We start from the raw sequence: 19,652 nt of genomic DNA on the forward strand, positions 1-19,652 counted from the left end.
CGGCCCCGTTCTGTCTCGCCACAGTCTTCTCTCGGCACCTCTGGCACGGGCGCCGTCAGTTCAGCATCAGGACCACCGCGTCGCCCGCCTCGGCCGCCGCACCGTAGAACGCCGCAAGCTCGCCGTACGCCACCCCGAGGCGTTCGGCGTCCGTCTCCGCCGCGTGCTCGGCCGGGTCCGGGCAGACGTCCTCGTCGCAGACGTGGGCGGCGTCGGCGAGCGGCGCCAGGGCGTCGAACGACGTGCCCACGAGGAACGCGGCGGCCTTCGCCACGTCCTCCGGAGCCAGGTAGCGCACCGGCGTGATCCCGTCGGCGGGACCGAGCTCCGCGCCACCCTGCACCGGGTCGACGGGCATACCGCCGTGCACCCGCAGCACCGTGTGGAGCGGACCCCACACGGTGCCGATGCTGAAGTACCGGGCCTCCTGCGCCGGGAGGTCCTTCTGTACCCACTCGCCCGCGAGCTCGTCGATGTGCTCCAGCGCCCAGGTCAGGTCGGTCCGTGCCTTGTCGAAGTCGTCGGCGGCCAGCCGCGCGTACTCACAATGAATCATCCCCATGGCCCGAGACCGTACCGATAATGCGTTTCCGTGTGTATGGGCAAACCGGACACATTCCGATGCAACAATGTCTCATACGCGGTAAAACGGAAATTCCATCCGAGCGCGTGTCCGTTCTGGGGTTTTTAGCCTCCTGGACCTGGCCGAGAATTCACACCGAATTCACGCGGGGCGTCACTGCAGCCGGCGGTCGTCGCCGGACATGCTCGCGAGCACCTCGGTCGGCGTGCCGTCATCGCGCCACCGCAGGGTCGCCGCGACGCCGTCGATGAGCCCCACGGACCCCTCGGGCGCGAACGTCAGCCCGGCATCCTGGCCGACGGCGGCGCGCACGAGTGCCACCGACGCCGGGAGCTCCTCCAGCCGCTCCGTCACGCCGATGTCCTCCAGGTCGGACCGGGTCGCCGCGATGTGCATCGGGTCGGGGCCGATCCAGAGCATCCGCCCGTTCACGGCCGACCCGCCCGTGCCGTACTCCTCGGCCAGCACGAGGTCCTTGACCTGCCCGCGGGCCAGCACCGCGACGACGTCGTCCACCGACGTGACGGCGTTGGACTCGCGTCCGAGCTCCTGCCGCAGCTCGGCCAGCACCCGCTCCCGCCGTCGTTCCCGGTAGGAGTCGAGCGCCTCGGCCACGCGCTCCGCGAACGCGCTCTCGTTGACACCGCTGGTGCGTCCGCCGCCCGGCACCTCGACGACCATCTCGGACGTCGGCGCCGTCAGCGCGTCCCGGGTCAGCGAGACCGCGCGCACGTCCCCCGTCAGCAGCACCAGCTCGGGCCTGGTCTCGGCCACGTGGCGCTCGATCTCGGCCGCGACCGCCGCGGCGTTGCGCGCCCACGAGTCCTCGGCCCGGGACTCGATGCGCGACCGCTTCGTGCCGGTGGACGCCGTCTTCTCGATCTCGTCGTGCGGCGCCTGGAAGGTGCTGTGCACCTTTCCCTCGGGACCCACCCGGGCGAAGTCCGCACCCGCGCGGTCCACGGCGACCTTGAGCAGCTCCACGGACTCGTCGGCCGCCAGCGCGGCCTGCAGCAGGGCGGGCACCGGCGCCCACGAGCAGGTCGTCGAGGTGGGTGGGTTGCTCACCACGCGGTCCACCAGCACGCCCGAGTCGTCGGCGATGACGACCCTGCCGTGGGGCCCCGGGACCCTCGTCGGTCGCAGCACCACCTCGGCGATCGCGTCCAGCACCTGCGGGGTGGCCCCCTGCTGCGCCAGATCCTTGCGGGCCGCGTTCCATCGGCCCTCGACGTCGCGTTCGGCGGCCTGCTCGGACGGCGTCGCGTCGAGGTGCAGGGTCGCAAAGGGACCCTGGTGGCCGAGGAGGGGCTTGAGCCAGTCGATCTTCATTCGAACCTCCGCGTCTCCCGCCGAGGTCGAGGTGGCGCCCTACCGCACCCCTCGCCCCGGCGTTCCCTCCAGGAAACGACGGATCGCGGGTGCGCGCCACCCCCGTGCCGGAATTGGTTGTGACCCGGTCACCAAATATCCACTACTCGACGTCGATCACTCGTCAAGGCCGGGCAAAGTTGCCTCAAGGAGGATTCACCTTCAAGCGTAGGTGTCCACCTCAGGGAGGTTGTCGCCCTTGTGCTGCGCGGCGATCAGCTCGTGGTGGCGGATCACCTCGCTCACGATGAACTGGCGGAACTGCTCGGCGAACTCGGGGTCCAGGCCCGACTCCTCGGCGATGCTCGTCAGGCGGGCGATCTGCTCCTGCTCACGAGCCGGGTCCGCCGGGGGCAGGCCGCCGACCGCCTTGAGCTCACCGACCCGGCGCGTGACCCTGAACCGTTCGGCCAGCAGGTAGACCAACGCCGCGTCGATGTTGTCGATGCTCCCGCGGAGCCGGATGATCTCGGACGGCATCTCGGCGGGCACCGAAGCGCCGGTCGGTTCGTTGTCAGACACAGGAAGAGGCTAACCGGCCTGACCCCCGGCGGGCGAAGCCTGTTCCGACGTGAGACGTCGATCAGCTACAGTCTGCCGAGCAGGCACGCAACTTGGTGAAGGCCCCTCACCCCTTCCAGACTTCAACGGAGAGCAGCAGATGACACTCGTCTCGTCGCCGGCCTTGGTGAAGGTGCCTGAAGGCACCAGCATCAACACCATCCTCACGGACCGTGTGGCCCGCTCCGGAGACGAGACGCTCATCGAGCGGCGGGAGACCCCGGCCGGGCCGTGGATCCCCGTGACCGCGAGCCAGTTCGAGGACGAGGTCCTGGCCGTCGCCCGCGGCCTCGTGGCGCGCGGCATCGAGGCGGGCGACCGCGTGGCGATCATGTCGCGCACCCGCTACGAGTGGACGCTGCTCGACTTCGCGATCTGGGCCGCGGGTGCCGTCGCGGTGCCGGTCTACGAGACCTCGTCGGCCGAGCAGGTCCGGTGGATCCTCTCGGACGCCGACGTCCGCCTGATCGTCGTCGAGTCCCACGCGCACGCCGAGACCGTCCAGCAGGTGCGCACCGCCCTGCCGGGCCTCGAGGACATCCTGGTGCTGGACCACGGCGCCGTGCTCGACCTGCGCCGCGCGGGCACGAACCTCTCGGCCGGCATCGTCGCCGAGCGGCGCTCGGCCGTCCGCCGGGACGACCTCGCCACCGTCATCTACACCTCCGGGTCCACCGGCCGCCCCAAGGGCGTCGAGCTGACGCACGGCAACTTCGCCCACCTGACCATGAACGCCGCCGTCGGCATCCCGGAGCTGCTCCAGGCCGAGAACGCCCGCACGCTGCTGTTCCTGCCGCTGGCGCACGTCTTCGCCCGCTTCGTCGAGGTCGCGACCATCGCCGGCCAGGCCGTGCTGGGCCACGCCCCGGACATCAAGAACCTCGTCGGCGACCTGGGCTCGTTCCGCCCGACCTACCTGCTGGCCGTGCCCCGCGTGTTCGAGAAGGTCTACAACAGCGCGGAGCAGAAGGCGTCGTCCGGCCTCAAGGCGAAGATCTTCGCCTGGTCGGCCCGTGTGGCCGAGGACTACTCCCGCGCCCTCGACACGCCGTCGGGCCCCGACGCCCTGCTCAAGGCGAAGCACGCCATCGCCGACCGGCTGGTGTTCAGCAAGCTGAAGGCGACCATGGGCGGGCAGCTCAGCTGGGCCGTCTCGGGCGGCGCGCCGCTGGGCGAGCGCCTGGGCCACTTCTTCCGCGGCGCGTGCGTCACCATCCTGGAAGGCTACGGCCTCACGGAGACCACGGCGCCCACCTCGGTCAACCTGCCGGGCAAGATCGTCGTCGGTTCGGTGGGCCCGGCGTTCTTCGGCACGGACATCGCCATCGCCGACGACGGCGAGGTGCTGCTGCGCGGCCCGCACATCTTCCGGGGGTACCGCAACCAGCCGGGGCTGACCGCCGAGGCGCTCGTCGACGGCTGGTTCCGCACCGGCGACCTCGGCCGCCTGGACGAGCACGGTCACCTGCACATCACGGGCCGCAAGAAGGAGATCATCGTGACGGCCGGCGGCAAGAACGTCGCCCCCGCCGTCCTCGAGGACCGCATGCGTGCTCACCCGATCGTGAGCCAGGTCGTCGTGGTGGGCGACCAGCGCCCGTTCATCGGCGCCCTGGTCACGCTCGACGCCGAGATGCTGCCGGGCTGGTGCGCGGCGAACGGGCTGCCCGCGCTGACCGTGGCCGAGGCCCGCGTGCACCCGAAGGTGCTGGCGGAGCTGGACAAGGTGGTCGCCCAGGCGAACGAGGCCGTGTCCAAGGCCGAGTCGATCCGCAAGATCACGGTGCTGGACCTCGACTTCACCGAGGCGAACGGCTATCTCACGCCGTCCATCAAGGTGAAGCGCGGCAAGGTCGTCGCCGACTTCGCGGACACGATCGACGCCCTGTACGGCGCCCCGCTGGCCCGGACCGAGCCGGCGACCAGCCGCTGACCCGCCGGTGCCGTGGGGCCGTGCTGCCCGCGGCACCGAAAGGTGCGCTTCTACCCAGTCATGGGGCCCAGAACTCGTGTGAGTTCTGGGCCCCATGACTGGCTAGAAGCGCACTTCTGCTGCGCGCTCCCCCACGGCTGCGGGAGGGCTGTCAGGCGCTCTTCTCGCGGGGATGGCGGGAGCGGACCGCGGTCTTGCGGGGGACGACGGTCGGGTTGACGTTGTCCAGCACCACGTCGCGGGTGATGACCACGCGCTCGACGTCGTCGCGGCTCGGCACGTCGAACATGACCTGCTGGAGCACCTCTTCCATGATGGCCCGCAGGCCGCGCGCCCCGGTGCCCCGCAGCAGCGCCTGCTCCGCGATGGCCTCGACGGCGGGCTCGTCGAACTCGAGCTCCACGCCGTCGATCTCGAACATGCGCTTGTACTGCTTCACCAGCGCGTTCTTGGGCTCGGTGAGGATCCGCACCAGCGCGTCACGGTCCAGCGGCGAGACGGAGGCGATGACGGGCAGGCGGCCGATGAACTCGGGGATCAGGCCGTACTTCTGCAGGTCCTCGGGCCGGACCTCGGCGAACAGGTCCTCGTCGCGGGCGATGGACTCCATCGGGGCGCTGAACCCGATGCCCCGCTTGCGGGAGCGGGCGGCGACGATGTCGTCCAGCCCGGCGAACGCGCCGGCCACGATGAACAGCACGTTCGTCGTGTCGATCTGGATGAACTCCTGGTGCGGGTGCTTGCGCCCGCCCTGCGGGGGCACGGAGGCCGTGGTGCCCTCGATGATCTTCAGGAGCGCCTGCTGCACCCCCTCGCCGGACACGTCCCGCGTGATCGACGGGTTCTCGGCCTTGCGGGCCACCTTGTCGACCTCGTCGATGTAGATGATGCCGGTCTCGGCCTTCTTGACGTCGTAGTCCGCCGCCTGGATGAGCTTCAGCAGGATGTTCTCGACGTCCTCGCCCACGTAGCCCGCCTCGGTGAGGGCTGTGGCGTCGGCGATGGCGAACGGCACGTTCAGCATCTTGGCGAGCGTCTGCGCCAGGTACGTCTTGCCCGTGCCCGTGGGGCCGATGAGCAGGATGTTGGACTTGGCGATCTCGACCGGGTCCTGGTCGTCCGGCCCGATGGAGCGACCGGCCTCGCCCGCCTGGATCCGCTTGTAGTGGTTGTAGACCGCGACGGCCAGGGCACGCTTGGCCGGGTCCTGGCCGATGATGTACTGCTCGAGGAAGTCGAAGATCTCGCGCGGCTTGGGCAGCTCCGTCAGGCCGAGCTCAGCCGCCTCACCGAGCTCTTCCTCGATGATCTCGTTGCACAGCTCGATGCACTCGTCGCAGATGTAGACGCCAGGTCCGGCGATCAGCTTCTTCACCTGCTTCTGCGACTTGCCGCAGAAGTTGCACTTCAGCAGTTCCGCGCCGTCACCGATTCGCACCACTACCTGTCTCCTCGCCTTGTGCATCCTCACGGAGTCCCGCACAGGCCGGCTGACCCAGCAGATCCGCAACGTCAAGCGGTCTCAGATCCATTCCACACCACCAGTGGCCCGTTGTCAGCCCGGCGGCCCGGCGGGTCGCTGAGGCGACTTTCACCACTTCATGACAATTTTGTCATGAAGTGTGCAGCAGGTCCCACAATGCCCGACGCCGGGGCTCGCGTCCAACCAGTATCGGTGGAGCTGCCCCGGCGTCGGCCGGTGCGGGACCGGCCGCGTCGACGTGATCGATCAGTTCGTGACGACCGCGACGGGCTTGCGCGACTGGAGCACCTCGTCGACCAGCCCGTAGTCCTTCGCCTGCTCGGCCGTAAGGATCTTGTCGCGCTCGATGTCGTCGCGCACCTCCTCGACCGACTTGCCGCTGTGCGTCGCCAGCGTCAGCTCGAGCCACTCGCGCATGCGGATGAGCTCGTTGGCGTGGATCTCGATGTCCGAGGCCTGCGCGTAGCCGCCACCCTCCATCGCGGGCTGGTGGATCAGCACGCGGGAGTTCGGCAGCGCGAGGCGCTTGCCCGGCTGGCCGGCGGCCAGCAGGACCGCCGCGGCGGAGGCCGCCTGGCCCAGGCACACGGTCTGGATCTGCGGCTTGATGAACTGCATGGTGTCGTACAGCGCCGTCATGGCCGTGAACGAGCCACCCGGCGAGTTGATGTACATCATCACGTCGCGGTCCGGGTCCTGGGTCTCCAGGACCAGCAGCTGGGCCATGACGTCGTCCGCGGACGCGTCGTCGACCTGGACGCCCAGGAAGATGATGCGGTCCTCGAACAGCTTGGTGTACGGGTCCTGGCGCTTGAAGCCGTACGCGGTGCGCTCCTCGAACTGCGGGAGCACGTAGCGGGAGGACGGCATGGCGCCGGCGGTGGCAAAGGGCATCCCCGCACCCGAACGGACGCCGGCAAGGCGCTCCGCGGCTGCGACGAACTGGGCTTCAGGGCTCACGGTAGTTCTCCTCTGTGGATCAGGTCTGGGTGCGTGGGTGCGGTCGGTCAGCTCGTCATGCCGCCGCCACCGGCCAGCGCGGCGGTCTCGACGACGTGGTCGACGAAGCCGTACTCCAGTGCCTCGGAGGCCGTGAACCAGTTGTCCCGGTCGTTGTCCTTGATGATCTTCTCGACCGGCTGGCCGGTCTGCTCGGCCGTCAGCTCGGCGAGCACCTTCTTCATGTGCATGATGAGCTGCGCGCCGATCCGCACGTCCGTGGCCGTGCCGCCGACACCGCCCGACGGCTGGTGCATCAGCACGCGGGCGTGCGGCGTGATGTACCGCTTGCCCTTGGTGCCGGAGGACAGCAGGAACTGCCCCATCGACGCCGCCATTCCCATCGCGACCGTCGCCACGTCCGGCTTGATGAACTGCATCGTGTCGTAGATCGCCATGCCGGCCGTGATCGAGCCGCCGGGCGAGTTGATGTACAGCCAGATGTCCTTGTCAGGGTCCTCGGCCGCGAGAAGCATCATCTGTGCGCTGATCGCGTTCGCGTTCTCGTCGCGCACCTCCGACCCCAGCCAGATGATGCGCTCCTTGAGCAGCCGGTTGTAGATGGAGTCGTTGAGCCCGAAGCCAGCACCCTCCGTCCGCGCCACCGGCCCAGCATCCATCCGCAGCAGATCGTTCACGTCCATCTCCTCGGTTCTGACTCTCGTCTGTGGACCACGTCCTACGACGTAGTGTCGCTCGACCCTAACGTGCCTCCGGCCGCCGGAACTCCCGATCCGGCAGCCGTTTCGCCTACAGCGCACCGGTGCTGCCCACGGCGAAGTCAGGGGTAACGCGGACGGCGGTCCGCACCCTCTCGCAGAGGGTGCGGACCGCCGTCGGGACGTCGTGCCCGGCCTGCCCGAGGCCGGCGCGGACGTCAGGCCTTCGCGGGCTCCGCGGCGTCGGGGTCGGCGCCCTCGGGAGCGTCGGCGTCCTGCGCCTGGGCGACGGCGTCGGCGAGCGCGGCCTGGGCCTCGTCGGCCTCGTCCGAGCCGATGTACTCGCTCAGGTCGACCACGTTGCCCTCGGAGTCCTTGACCTCGATCTGGCGCAGCGCGACGGCGAGCGCCTTGGAGCGTGCCACCTCGCCGACCATGGCGGGGATCTGGCCACCCTGCTCGAGCGTCTTGATGAACTCGCCCGGCTCCATGCCGTACTGCTGGGAGGCGCTCACCAGGTACTCGACGAGCTCGCCCTGGCTGACCTGGACCTTGAGCTTCTCGGCGAGGGTGTCGAGCAGGATCTGGTTCTTGATCGCCTTGGTGGCGTCCTCGCGGACCTCCTCGCGGTGCGTGTCGTCCTCGAGGCGGTTCTCGGACTCGAGGTGACGGTGCACCTCGGCCTCGACCACGCCCGTGGGGACGGGGACCTCGACGGTCTCCAGGAGCTTCTCCATGAGGGCGTCACGCGCGGTGACGGCCTGGTTCGAGGTCTTGATGCCGGCGACCTGGGTCTTCAGGTCCTCCTTGAGCTCCTCGATCGTGTCGAACTCGGAGGCGAGCTGGGCGAAGTCGTCGTCCACCTCGGGCAGGTCGCGCTGCTTGACCGAGGTGGCGGTGACGGTCACGTCCGCCTCCTGGCCCTCGTGGTCGCCGCCGGCCAGCGGCGCCTTGAACGTGGTGGTCTCGTCGGCGGACAGGCCGGTGAGGGCCTCGTCCAGGCCCTCGAGCATGTTGCCGGAGCCGATCTGGTACGAGACGCCCGACACGGAGTCGACCTCCTCGTCACCGATGACGGCCTTGAGGTCGATGACGACGTAGTCGCCCTCGGCGGCGGGGCGGTCGACGCCCACCAGGGTGCCGAAGCGCTCGCGCAGGGCCTCCAGGCGCTCGGCCACGTCCTCGTCCGTGACGGTCGTGGAGTCGACGGTCAGGTCCACGTCGGCCAGCTCGGGGAGCTCGATCTCGGGACGGACCTCGACCTCGGCGGTGAACTTGAGCTGGCCCTCGCCGGCCTTGGCCGGGATCTCGGCCACGTCCACCTGGGGCTGGGCCAGCGGGCGGAGCTCGGTCTCGCCGAGCGCCTGCTGGTAGAAGCCGGAGAGCCCGTCGTTCACGGCGTGCTCGATCACGGCGGCCCAGCCGACCCGCTGGTCGATGATGCGCGGGGGCACCTTGCCCTTGCGGAAGCCGGGGACGTTCACCTGCTCCGCGATGTGCTCGTAGGCGTGATCGATGCTCGGCTTGAGCTCGTCGTAGTCCACCTCGACGGTCAGCTTGACCTTGGTGGGCTCCAAGGTCTCGACGGCGCTCTTCACTTCGATGGTCTCCAGAATGTCGGGGGTGCGCGCACGCCGGCGTACTGCCTCCCGGGTGGCGCGGGGATGCTCAACTCAGTTGCCGCTGCTCGCTGACAGCGCTGTGCGGCAGGCGCACGGGCAACCCGTCAATGGTACGCCTCGCGGCCACGGGCGCCGAATGCAGGCCGGTGGCATGCCGCACACCCACCAGCCTCCCACAGCCGGGCGCATACGCCACGGTTGTCAGCCCAGAGCGCAAGCGCGCCGGAGCTCAGCGCCCGATCCCTGCGGTGAGCCCCGCCACGATCTGCCGGGTCGCCACGAGGAAGAGGACCACGAGCGGCAGCGTCGCGATCACGAGGCCCGCGAACAGCGTGGACCACGACGTCTGGTACTCCCCGAAGAAGGTGGTCAGGCCGACGGGCAGCGTGTACTGCGCGCGGTCACGCACCAGGATCAGCGGGTAGAAGAAGTCGTTCCAGATGGGCACGAAGCGGAAGACCACCACCGTGGCGACGGCGGGCTTCACGAGCGGCAGCAGCACCGACCAGAAGGTGCGCAGGGGTCCGGCGCCGTCGATCCGGGCGGCGTCCTCCAGCTCGTCGGGGAGCTGGCGCAGGAACGTGGCCAGCACGAACACCGAGAACGGGATGGAGACGGCCGCGTAGACCAGGATCAGGCCGGTGCGGGTCGAGGCGAGTCCGATGGTGTCGAGCAGGTAGAAGATCGGCACGATCATCAGGAACACGGGCATCATCAGGCCGGAGACGAACACCTGCTCGATCACGGCCATGAGCCGCGAGCGCGACCGGGCCAGCGCGTAGGCCGCGAGCAGCGACACGGCGGTCGACAGGGCCACGGACGCCGTGGTGACCAGCACCGAGTTGAGGAAGTAGGTGGAGAAGGAGGCCTCCACCCAGGCCTCGCGGTAGGCGTCGAACGACGGGGCGTGCGGCAGGCCCAGTGGTTCGGCCACCAGCTCCTGGTCGGACCGGAACGAGTTCCAGACCATGGTCAGCAGCGGCACCAGCGCGACGACGGCGTAGCCCCACAGCACCACGTTCACCACCACCCGGTTCAGCACCGGGCCGGGCCGCCTCACGTCAGCCTCCGCTCGACGCCGCGGAACCACCGGGTGAACGCCACGGAGACGCCCACGATCACGACGAACAGCACGATCGCCACGGCCGACGAGATGCCGATCGCGTTGGACGCCCCCGAGTGGAACGCCGTGCGGTAGAAGAGCAGCGACATGACGTCGGTGGCGCCCGCCGGGCTGCCGCTGGAGCCGCCCAGGGCGTACGGGATGGGGAACGCCTCCATGGAGAAGATGAAGGTCAGCACGCTCACGGTGCCGATCACGGGCGTGAGCATCGGCAGGGTGACGTGCCAGAACCGCTGGGCCGACGTCGCGCCGTCGAGCATCGCGGCCTCCTGGGTGCTCGGGTCGAGCGCGCCGAGGGCGGCGCCGTAGACGAGCAGGGGGAAGCCGACCCACTGCCACGCCGTGACGAGCACGACCACCCACAGGGCCGTGTCGGGGTCGCCCAGCCAGGGCTGGGCCACGGCGTCCAGGCCGACGGCACGCAGCAGGGCGTTGACCGGGCCGAAGAGCGGCGAGAGCAGCAGGGACCACAGGTAGCCGACCACGAGCGGCGAGACGAGGTACGGCATGGTGAACAGCACCTGGAACAGGCGACGGAACCGCTCGCGCTGGTGCAGCACGTACGCGAGCAGGAGGCCGACGGTGTTCTGGGCCAGCATCGCCCCGGCGAACAGCAGCGCGTTGTGCCCGAACGCGCGCGGGAGCTGGCTGCGGTACGGCTCGGTGGTGAACAGCGCGACGAAGTTGTCCACCCCGGCGAAGGCCCCCTGCGCTGTGCCGCGCCAGGAGAACAGCGAGTAGGTCAGCGCGGTGGCCATCGGGTAGAGCACGAAGACGGCGAACAGCGCCGCGGCGGGCAGGAGGAAGAGCAGTGCGACGGACGTGGGCAGCGCCGCTGTGCGACGGCGGCTCACTCGCCCGGCGTCCACCAGGCCGACAGGCCGTCCTGGATGATGTCCGCCGCACCGGCCGCGTCGGTGTCACCGAGGAACAGCTTCTGGCCCGCCTCGCCCATCAGGTCGGTGCCGACCGGGTCGCCGTAGCGGTAGTCGACGAGCAGCAGGTACGGCGCGGGGTTCTCCTGGTACAGGTCCCACATCTCCTGCTGGAGGGGGTCGGAGTACTCGACGCCCGGGATGGGCGAGAACTGCTTGAGCTCGTCGGCCACGAGCTGCCCGAACTCGGGGCTCGCGAGCCAGCTCAGCAGCGCCTGGGCCTCCTCGGGGTGGTCCGTGGTGGCGGACAGGCCCCAGTTGCCGTCGGCATACCCCGGGGTGACCGGGTGGTCCAGCGCCGAGCCGGGCGGCGGCGGCACCTGGAACACGCCGAGGTCGAGGTCCGGGTTGGCGTCCTGGAAGAACGCCTGCTCGTACGAACCGCCGGCGAACATCGCCGCCTGCTCGGAGGTGAACAGCACCTGCGCGTCCGTGTAGGGCACCCCGGTCACGTCGTCGGGCATGTACTGCTGGAGGTCCGCGAGCGTCTGGATCGAGTCGACGTAGGCCGGGTCGGTGAAGTCCGTCGCGCCGTCCCGCAGGGCCTGCTGGAAGTCCGCGCCGCCGTACTGGGCGGCCGTCAGGGCGTCGTGCACCGTGGGCACGAACCAGCCGTCGCGGGCGCCGACCGCCAGCGGCGTCACGTCCTTCTCCAGGAGGGTGTCGTTCAGGGCGATGAAGTCGTCCCACGTCTCCGGCTCCTCGAGGCCGTTCTCCTCGAAGATCCGGGTGTTGTAGTAGACCTGGATGGTCTGGGTGGCCAGGGGCACGCCGTAGACCGCACCGTCCTGGCGGCCGCGGGCGCCGTCGAGGGCGGCCTCGTCGAAGTCCGCGAGCGCCGGGACCAAGTCGTCGAGCGGCTCCAGGTTGCCGCCGTCGACGAGCGGCTGGAGCAGGCCGTAGGACCGCACCTGGGCGATGTCCGGGCCGTCCGAGCCGGTCAGGCCGGTGCGCAGGATCTGGTCGTACTCGGTGTTGAGGTGGGCCTGGAAGGTCACCGTGACACAGGGGTTGGCCTTCTCGAAGACGTCGAAGATCTGCTCGTAGGTCTTCACGTCCTCGGTGCGCCACGACCAGACGTCGAGCGCGACGGCGTCACCGTCGCACCCCTCCCCCGCGACCGCGCCGGGCTCGGGGCTGTCCGCGGACGGCGCGCAGGCGCCGAGGGTCAGCGCCACGAGGGCAGCGGCGGCGGTGGCGAGGGTCTTTCTGCGGCTCATGCGGCGGACGCTGCCGGTCGGAGGTCGAGGTGTCAAGCATTTCGACCGAATCGATACGTCGTGTCGGGATCGGCTACCTGCCGCGGGTCGCGTGGCGCGCGATCCGCCGTGCGTCCGCCGCCATCTCCAGGAACATGCCGCTGATGGGGTTGGTGAATCCGGTGAAGTAGAGCCCGGGCGCGGCCGGACGGCCGTTGGTCGCCACGGGCTTGCCCCGCTCACCGAGCACACCGAGGTGGCCGACGACGGGTTCGAGCGAGCGCCGGTAGCCGGTGGCGGCGAGCACGACGTCGGGGGCCAGCCGGGCGCCGTCGGCCAGGACCACCTCGGCGCCGTCGAACCGCTCGACCGCCCCGACCACGCGCACCGTGCCGGCCTCGACGGCGGCGACCAGGCCGATGTCCTGCACGGGGATGGCGCCCTGGGCCACGCGCGTGGCCAGGCCCACCTCCGGGATCGGCAGGCCGAGGTGAGCCAGGTCGGGAAGGCTGGCCCGGCGGACGGGGACGCAGAGAGCGTCGACGAGGGCAGTCGGCAGGTGCCGGATGAGCAGGCCGGTGTACTGCGCGGCCCACGGCCCCTGGTTGCGCCGCACGATGTGCGGAGGCGTCCGCACGGCGAGGTGCACGCTCGCCGCGCCGTTCTCGGCGAGGTCCTGCGCGATCTCGGCGCCCGTGTTGCCCACGCCCGCGACCAGCACGTGCTTGCCCGCGTAGGGGGCCGGGTTGCGGTAGCGGCTCGCGTGCACGACGTCGCCGGGGAAGCCGTCCTGGCCGGGCCAGTCCGGCAGGTGCGGGGTGTGGTTGTAGCCGGTCGCGACGACGACGACGTCCGCGGTGCGGGTGCCGTCGGTGGTGGTGATCGTCCAGCGGCGGGCGGCATCGCCGTCGGCGGCGGAGCGGTCCAGCCGGGTGACCTCGACGCCGTGCTCGACGTGCAGGCCGTGGTGGGCGGCGTACGCCTCCAGGTAGCGGACGACGTCGTCGCGGGCGACCCAGCGGCCGTACTCCCGCGGGATCGCCAGGCCGGGCAGCTTGGAGAGGCCGCGCGTGGTGTGCAGGTGCAGGCGGTCGTAGTGGTGCCGCCAGGCGTTGCCGACGTGCTCCGACTTCTCGAGCACGGTGACGTCGGCGCCCCTGTGCTGCAGGGTGGCTGCGGCGGCGAGGCCTGCGGGTCCGGCGCCGATGACGGACACGGTGAGAACCATGGAGGGAGCGTAGTGCCCGGCGGACGGCGGCCGCTCAGTCGAGGGGCGGGCCCGCGAGGAGGTCGTGGTCACGGAGGGCCAGGGTGTCTGCCGAGGTCTCGACGATCACCGCGAGCAGGTCCGTGGTCGCGGTCGTCCGGTGGATCTCGCCGGGCTCCCAGACCGCGGCCTGGCCGGGCTCGATGTCCCAGCGCTCGTCGGCGTCGCCGTTCGCGCCCCGCGACGTGACGACGCCCTCGCCGGCCAGGACGGCGAAGATCTGGAGGGACGTGGCCGGGTGCTCGCCCAGCACGCCGCCGGCGACGATCCGGGCGACGTTCACGGTGGTGCGCTCGGCGTCGAGCACCTGCGGCAGGAAGTCCATGTCGACGCCTGCACTGCCGAACCGGGAGGTCTCTCGCGCCGGGAGCTGGATGATCCGCACCGGACGATCTTCTCGCGGGTCCCTGGGTTCGTCATGGCCGCAGAGCAGGTGCCGGGCGGGTTGGAGTTCGTTCCCGTCAGGCGCAGCGCCGCCATCACGCAGGACGCCACCGCGCCGGGCGGCCGCCGCACCGGGCGGCCGCCGGCGGGTCGCCTAGAAGTCGTCCGGCGTGCGGATCTGGTCGCGGATCCAGGTGCCGGCCTCCTTGAGGCGGTCCGTGCCGTACGAGCCGCTGCCGCAGGTGCCCTCGGTGAAGACCGCGCCGGAACGGTGGTCGTCGGAGTAGTTCCAGTTGACCCAGCTGATCTTCTTCGACGCCGCCAGGTCGAGGTAGCGCTGCGCCATGGCGAAGTCGTTGGCGCCCTCCCCCGCGTAGTCCTGCGTGCCGAACTCCGTGATGAACATCGGGATGCGGTCCGCGGCGCGGGACAGCGCGTCCAGGTACTCCTGGCCTTGCGACGCCGCGTAGAAGTGGAACGTGTACATGACGTTGGAGGCGTCGACCGGGTTGTTCACGACCTCGGACTCGCTCGCCCCGTCGGAGACGCCCAGCGAGGACCAGGCACGCGTGCCGAGCAGGATGACGGCGTCCGGGTCCTTCGCGCGGACCACCGGGACGATCTGCTCGTGGTAGCTCTTGATGGTCTGCCACGACACCCCGTTGGGCTCGTTCGCGACCTCGTAGATGATGTTGTTCCTGCCGTTGTTCCGCTCGGCGACGGCCGTGAAGAACGTCTTGGCGCGTTCGAGGTTGAAGTTGGGGTCGCCCGGGTCGAGCATGTGCCAGTCGACTATGGCGTACAAGCCGCGCTCGCTGAGCATGTCGATGTACTGGTTGACCAGGGCGGTGAACCGCGCCGGGTCGGTCTCGTAGCCGTCCTCCTGCACGTACGTCGAGATGCGCACGACGTCGGCGTTCCAGTCGTACGCGAGGGTGTCGAGCGACGCACCGTCCACGCACTGCGCGTACCACTGGGTGCCGTGCGTGCTCATGCCGCGCAGCTGGATCTGCTTGCCGTGCTCGTTGCACAGGCGGACGCCGCAGACGCTGAGCTGCCCGTTGGCCTCGACCGGTGTCACCGCCGCCGGTGCGGCGTCCGGCCCGTCGGACTCGGCCCCGGTCCCGGCCGGGGCCTCGGCGGCAGGCCCGGCGTGGACGGCGACCGCCGGGGCCGACAGGCCCGGCGCGAGCGCGGCTCCTGTCAACAGCAGCGCGGCCGTGGCGACGGCGACGACGATCGGGGCGCGACGGAGGGCCATGGGAGACCACCTCGGTTCGGGTCAGGGCGACGCCGGCGGCGGTGCCGGCCTGCTGGTCGCAGCGACGCTAGCAAGCACCGGCCCGGGTGAATATCGGGGATTCCCACACTCCCGGCCGGCGCCACCCCTCAGTACGCGGCGAGCCCGTTCTGGTAGGCCCAGACCACCGTCTGGAGGCGGTCGCGCGTGCCGATCTTGGCCATCGCGCGCCCCAGGTGGGACTTCACCGTGCTCGTCTCGACCACGAGCGCCTCCGCGATCTCCGCGTTCGACAGCCCCCGTGCGAGCTGCCGCACGATCTCCGCCTCCCGCGCCGTGAGCTGCGCCGCGGCGTCCGACGCCGGAGCGGGCGGGGCCTTGCGCCGCGCGAACTCCGTGATGACGCGGCGGGTCACCGCCTGGTCGATGAGCCCGTGGCCGTCGGCGAGGCGCCGGACGGCGTCGATCAGCTCCTCGGGCTCGCAGTCCTTGAGGATGAACCCGCCGGCGCCGGCCTCCAGTGCACCGAAGACGTACTCGTCGAGGTCGAACGTCGTCACGACCAGCACGGCCGGCGTCGTCCCTCCGTCGTCCGGGCGGGCCGTGATCTCGCGCGTCGCGGCGAGCCCGTCGCCGCCCGGCATGCGCACGTCCATGCAGACGACGTCGGGGCGGTGCCGCCGCACGAGCTCCACCGCCGTCGGCCCGTCCGAGGCCTCGGCCACCACCTCGATGTCGTCGGCCTGTTCCAGCAGGAACCGGAATCCCGCACGGACCACCGCCTGGTCGTCGACGAGCACGACCCTGATCATCCCTGTCCCCCTTCGCCGGGCGCCGCGGGCGCCGCCACGGGCACCGTACCCGTGCTCTCGTGGTGCAGCGGGAGCGTGAGCAGCACCCGCCATCCGCCGGACGGCGTGGCGCCGGTGGAGAGCGTCGCCCCGACGAGCTGCGCCCGCTCCTGCATGCCGATCAGGCCCATCCCCCGGCGGTTCTCGTCGCGGCCCGGCGTCGTGCCCGGGGCGGGACCGTTCACCACCTCCAGGGCGACCTCCCGCGCCCCGAACCGGACGGTGAGCCGCACCGGCGCACCGGGTGCGTGCTGGCGCGCGTTGGACAGCGACTCCTGCGCGACCCGGTAGAACGCCGCGTCCGCGATCGGGGCGAGCGGCCGCGGCGTCCCCTCGCGGACCAGCTCCACGTCCGCGCCGAGCGTCCGCGCCGTCCGCACCAGGCCGTCGAGGGCGCCGAGGCCCGGCGGCGGCGCGTCGTAGGCGTCCTCGGTACCGGGACGCTCACGAAGCACCCCGACGATGAGCCGCAGGCTCTCGAGCGTCTCCTTGCCCTGCCTGCGGATCCAGGCGGCGCCCTGCTTCGCGGCCTCGGGGTCGCCGTCGATCTGCCGCTCGACCGCGGCCGCCTGCACCACCAGCCCCGAGAGGTGGTGCGCGGCGACGTCGTGCAGCTCGCGGGCCATGCGCGACCGCTCCGCGACGATCGCAGCCTGGGTGGTGGCCCGCTGGGTGCGCACGGCCTCGGCGGCCCGGAGACGGAGCAGCTCGGTGTAGCCGCGGCGCGTGGCGACCGCGTTGCCGATCAGGGCGCACACCAGGTAGGTGAGCACGCCGGACACGAGGTGGTTGAGCACCGGGACCATCAGCCCGTTCCCGGTGACGACGACCGTCCCCGCCGCCGCGAGCGCCGCGACCAGGGCCGCGGCACCCGTGACGGTCAGAGCCCGGCGGGCGGGCAGCAGCAGGCCCACGGTGTAGCCGGCGACGACCTGCGCGATGCCGCCGATCGACAGGTCGTCCGGCGAGGCCATGATGATGACGACCTGGCACGCCACGACCAGGCCGAGGCACAGGACCGGCCGGACCCGGCGCAGCACCAGCGGCACCGCCTGCGCGCACACGGCCACCGCGAGCACCACGCCCTGCACCGGGCCGAGCACGAGGCCCTCCTGCCCGAGCACCTGCCCGAACAGCCCGGCCAGGAGGGCGGCGGTGACGGCCAGGACGGCCGCGGCAAGCAGGGCGTCCCGGGCGAGCACCCCGGTGATGCCCGCCCGGGTGAGCAGCGTGTCGAGCCAGCCGCGGCGGGGCAGGGGCAGCACCGGGTCGTCGCTCGCCGTGGGGCCGTCCGTCGTGGGCATCGTCAGTACGATACCGACGGCGCCAGCAGGCGGAACTCGACGGCGAACCACGCGACGCCGGCCAGGGCGAGCAGCACGAGGAGCGTGCCGAGCACGCGCCGCCAGCCGTGGCGGTGCCGGACGGCGTCCACGACCTGGAGCACCGCGGGGACGAGCCCGAGCACACCGACCGCCTGGACCGCCTGGAGCTGGCGCAGCGAGAGCTCGGTGACGTCCTGGAGGCTCATCACCGTCAGGACCGTGGCGGTCCAGCCGCCGGCGGCGAGCAGCACGGCGACGGCCGCGATCCTGGTCAGGAGCCGGGACACCCGTCCGGTGCGCTCCGGCAGGGACGGCGCGCCCTGGGGCAGTGCCCGCCGGCGCACCCGGCGCCGGATCGCGCCGACCGGCCACGCGACGACCGTCACCAGCAGGATCAGCAGCGACACGCCGAGCACCGGGAGCGCGACGGCGGGGTTGCGCTCGGGCTGGGCGGGCAGCATCGCGAAGGCGCCCTCGAAACCGATCGCGTCGACCTTCCCGTCCTCGACCCGTACGGCGACGGTGCGCTGCCCGCCGACCTCGCGGTAGACCCAGGGCGAGACCTCCTCGTAGACGGCGGGCTCGGCGCTCGCGGGGCCGGGGGTGAACAGCAGCCGCCCGTCCTGCCGGGCCGTGACCTGCGTGACGCTGAAGGCGTCGAGCATCGCGAGGAAGGTGCTGTGCATGCCGCGTGAGGCGACGTAGCTGCCCTCGACCAGGGCCGCGTGCTCGGCGGCGGTGGCCTTGTCGACGGTGCCGGCCGCGGGGGCGGCGTCGGCGGGAAAGTAGCGGTCGGTGAAGCCGTGCAGCACGGACTCCCGCAGGGTGAGGGTCGCGTACGGGGAGGCGCCCGTGCTGTTCAGCGAGACGAAGATGCCGGTGCGCTCCTCGGGGTAGATCTGCAGGTGGGAGTGGAAGTAGTTGGTGTCGCCGCCGTGGCCGACGATCCGGTGCCCGTTGCGGCTCTCGTCGAACCAGCCGAGCGCCATGCCCGGGGCGCCCGCGAGCGTGCCCAGGGTGCTCTCGTCGAGCGCCGGGCTCTGCATGAGCTCACGGGTGGCCGGGGTGAGCAGGGTGCCGGCGCCGGGTTCGCCGAGCTGGGCGAGCATGAACCGGGCCATGTCGGGCGCCGTCGCGCTCAGGGCGCCGGCCGGGGACGTCCCGACGATCTCGAACCCACCCGGCGCGTCGGCGGCGGACGGGTACCCGTTCGACATCTGGTCGCGCAGCCCGGCGGGCAGCGGCTGCTCGAACGTCGACGACGTCATCCCCGCCGGCTCCAGGACGTTGCGGCGGACGTACTCCTCGAACGGCACGCCGCTGACCCGCTCGACGATGTAGCCCGCCAGGGCGTTGCCGTAGTTCGAGTACGCGGGCACCGTGCCCGGCTCGAAGACCTGCTCGGGCGGCTCGGTGGCCAGCGCGTCGCGCAGCACGGGCGACTCGTCGCCCGTGCCGATCAGCCCGTCGATGCGCTCCTCGAAGCCCGCGGTGTGGGTGAGCAGGTGGCGCAGGGTCATCGGCTCGTCGAAGTTCCGCGGCACGTCGAAGTCGAGGTACTCGGCGACGTCCGTGTCCAGGTCGAGGTCGCCGCGCTCGACGAGCTGCATCGCCGCGGTGGCCGTGAACAGCTTGGACACCGAACCGGGGCGGAACAGCGTCCGCTCGGGGTCGACCGGTACGGGGTCGCCGCCCGTCGTCCCGGTGTCCGCGTACCCGTACCCGCGGGTGGTGACGATCTCGCCGTCGTGCACCACCGTGACGACGCCGCCCGCGATGCCCGCGTTCTCCAGCGCGGCCGGCAGCAGGCCGTCGAGCCAGGCCTCGACGTCGGGCCGGTCCAGGGTGTGGGCCTCGGCCGGGGCCACCACGGGCGGTGGCGGTGTCGGCTCGGCGGCGGCTGCGGCGGGCGTGGCGCCGGCCGCCGGTGCGGCCGCGAGGCCGACCGCCAGGCCGAGCCCGACCAGCGCGGCGGCGACCCGGTGGGCGACGCGCGGTCCGCGGGCGGACGCCGCCGGGCGCGGGACCACGCCGTGCGGCCCGGGCCGGGGCGGGCCGCCGTCGGGCAGCTCTGCGGGGGTGTGGGGGTGGGACGGGGACATCGTCGTGCTCCTCGG

General features: G+C 71.4%; 17 protein-coding genes. 1 reads left to right on the forward strand and 16 read right to left on the reverse strand.

Translation table 11 applies throughout. The features are described 5' to 3' along the window. Positions 1-55: 55 nt before the first annotated feature. The 3 genes from ACO229_RS13595 to ACO229_RS13605 form a co-directional block, all read right to left on the reverse strand. A complete protein-coding gene (locus ACO229_RS13595) occupies positions 56-562 on the reverse strand; it encodes a DUF1877 family protein (RefSeq protein ID WP_397416253.1) in 507 nt (168 codons plus the stop codon). Positions 563-736: 174 nt separating this feature from the next. Further along, positions 737-1,915, reverse strand: coding sequence for a Vms1/Ankzf1 family peptidyl-tRNA hydrolase (locus ACO229_RS13600; protein ID WP_397416255.1), 1,179 nt, complete (start codon positions 1,913-1,915; stop codon positions 737-739). Between the two features lie 201 nt (positions 1,916-2,116). Further along, a complete protein-coding gene (locus ACO229_RS13605; protein WP_182618444.1) occupies positions 2,117-2,434 on the reverse strand; it encodes a chorismate mutase in 318 nt (105 codons plus the stop codon). A 181-nt stretch (positions 2,435-2,615) separates the two neighbouring features. Between ACO229_RS13605 and ACO229_RS13610 the strand changes: the two genes are divergently transcribed. Further along, positions 2,616-4,448 carry an AMP-dependent synthetase/ligase gene (locus ACO229_RS13610; protein ID WP_423461764.1) on the forward strand — a complete coding sequence of 611 codons (1,833 nt, stop codon included), beginning with the start codon at positions 2,616-2,618 and terminating at the stop codon, positions 4,446-4,448. A gap of 151 nt (positions 4,449-4,599) precedes the next feature. Here ACO229_RS13610 and clpX read toward each other — a convergent pair whose 3' ends face one another. The 13 genes from clpX to ACO229_RS13675 all read right to left on the reverse strand — a co-directional run bounded on the left by clpX (position 4,600) and on the right by ACO229_RS13675 (position 19,637). Then, positions 4,600-5,889, reverse strand: coding sequence for an ATP-dependent Clp protease ATP-binding subunit ClpX (clpX, locus tag ACO229_RS13615; protein ID WP_397433559.1), 1,290 nt, complete (start codon positions 5,887-5,889; stop codon positions 4,600-4,602). 288 nt (positions 5,890-6,177) lie between these two features. Further along, positions 6,178-6,891 (reverse strand): ATP-dependent Clp protease proteolytic subunit, encoded by a 714-nt coding sequence (locus ACO229_RS13620; RefSeq protein WP_397416263.1) that lies wholly within the window; start codon positions 6,889-6,891, stop codon positions 6,178-6,180. Positions 6,892-6,938: 47 nt separating this feature from the next. Further along, positions 6,939-7,574, reverse strand: coding sequence for an ATP-dependent Clp protease proteolytic subunit (locus ACO229_RS13625; RefSeq protein ID WP_397416265.1), 636 nt, complete (start codon positions 7,572-7,574; stop codon positions 6,939-6,941). 233 nt (positions 7,575-7,807) lie between these two features. Beyond that, positions 7,808-9,187, reverse strand: coding sequence for a trigger factor (tig, locus tag ACO229_RS13630; RefSeq protein ID WP_423461765.1), 1,380 nt, complete (start codon positions 9,185-9,187; stop codon positions 7,808-7,810). Between the two features lie 253 nt (positions 9,188-9,440). Next, on the reverse strand, positions 9,441-10,271 hold the full coding sequence (locus ACO229_RS13635; protein ID WP_397433561.1) for a carbohydrate ABC transporter permease: 831 nt from the start codon (positions 10,269-10,271) through the stop codon (positions 9,441-9,443). Beyond that, on the reverse strand, positions 10,268-11,188 hold the full coding sequence (locus tag ACO229_RS13640) for a carbohydrate ABC transporter permease (RefSeq protein ID WP_397433562.1): 921 nt from the start codon (positions 11,186-11,188) through the stop codon (positions 10,268-10,270). Before ACO229_RS13640 ends, ACO229_RS13635 begins: the two co-directional genes overlap by 4 nt. Beyond that, entirely contained in the window at positions 11,185-12,489 is a 1,305-nt protein-coding gene (locus ACO229_RS13645; RefSeq protein WP_423461766.1) for an ABC transporter substrate-binding protein, read from the reverse strand. Before ACO229_RS13645 ends, ACO229_RS13640 begins: the two co-directional genes overlap by 4 nt. A gap of 73 nt (positions 12,490-12,562) precedes the next feature. Beyond that, on the reverse strand, positions 12,563-13,696 hold the full coding sequence (locus ACO229_RS13650) for a flavin-containing monooxygenase (protein WP_423461767.1): 1,134 nt from the start codon (positions 13,694-13,696) through the stop codon (positions 12,563-12,565). Positions 13,697-13,730: 34 nt separating this feature from the next. Continuing rightward, the gene (locus ACO229_RS13655; RefSeq protein WP_423461768.1) at positions 13,731-14,120 is read right to left on the reverse strand and encodes a cupin domain-containing protein; all 390 of its coding nucleotides are present in this window, start codon (positions 14,118-14,120) and stop codon (positions 13,731-13,733) included. 153 nt (positions 14,121-14,273) lie between these two features. Then, a complete protein-coding gene (locus tag ACO229_RS13660; protein WP_423461769.1) occupies positions 14,274-15,380 on the reverse strand; it encodes a glycoside hydrolase family 5 protein in 1,107 nt (368 codons plus the stop codon). A gap of 128 nt (positions 15,381-15,508) precedes the next feature. Continuing rightward, the gene (locus ACO229_RS13665) at positions 15,509-16,171 is read right to left on the reverse strand and encodes a response regulator (protein ID WP_397433568.1); all 663 of its coding nucleotides are present in this window, start codon (positions 16,169-16,171) and stop codon (positions 15,509-15,511) included. Then, the gene (locus ACO229_RS13670) at positions 16,168-17,514 is read right to left on the reverse strand and encodes a sensor histidine kinase (protein WP_423461770.1); all 1,347 of its coding nucleotides are present in this window, start codon (positions 17,512-17,514) and stop codon (positions 16,168-16,170) included. Before ACO229_RS13670 ends, ACO229_RS13665 begins: the two co-directional genes overlap by 4 nt. Before the next feature lie 2 nt (positions 17,515-17,516). Then, entirely contained in the window at positions 17,517-19,637 is a 2,121-nt protein-coding gene (locus tag ACO229_RS13675) for a serine hydrolase domain-containing protein (protein WP_423461771.1), read from the reverse strand. Positions 19,638-19,652: the final 15 nt, after the last annotated feature.

This window comes from Promicromonospora sp. MS192, from assembly GCF_049532985.1.
In the GTDB taxonomy this organism is placed as follows: Bacteria; Actinomycetota; Actinomycetes; order Actinomycetales; family Cellulomonadaceae; genus Promicromonospora.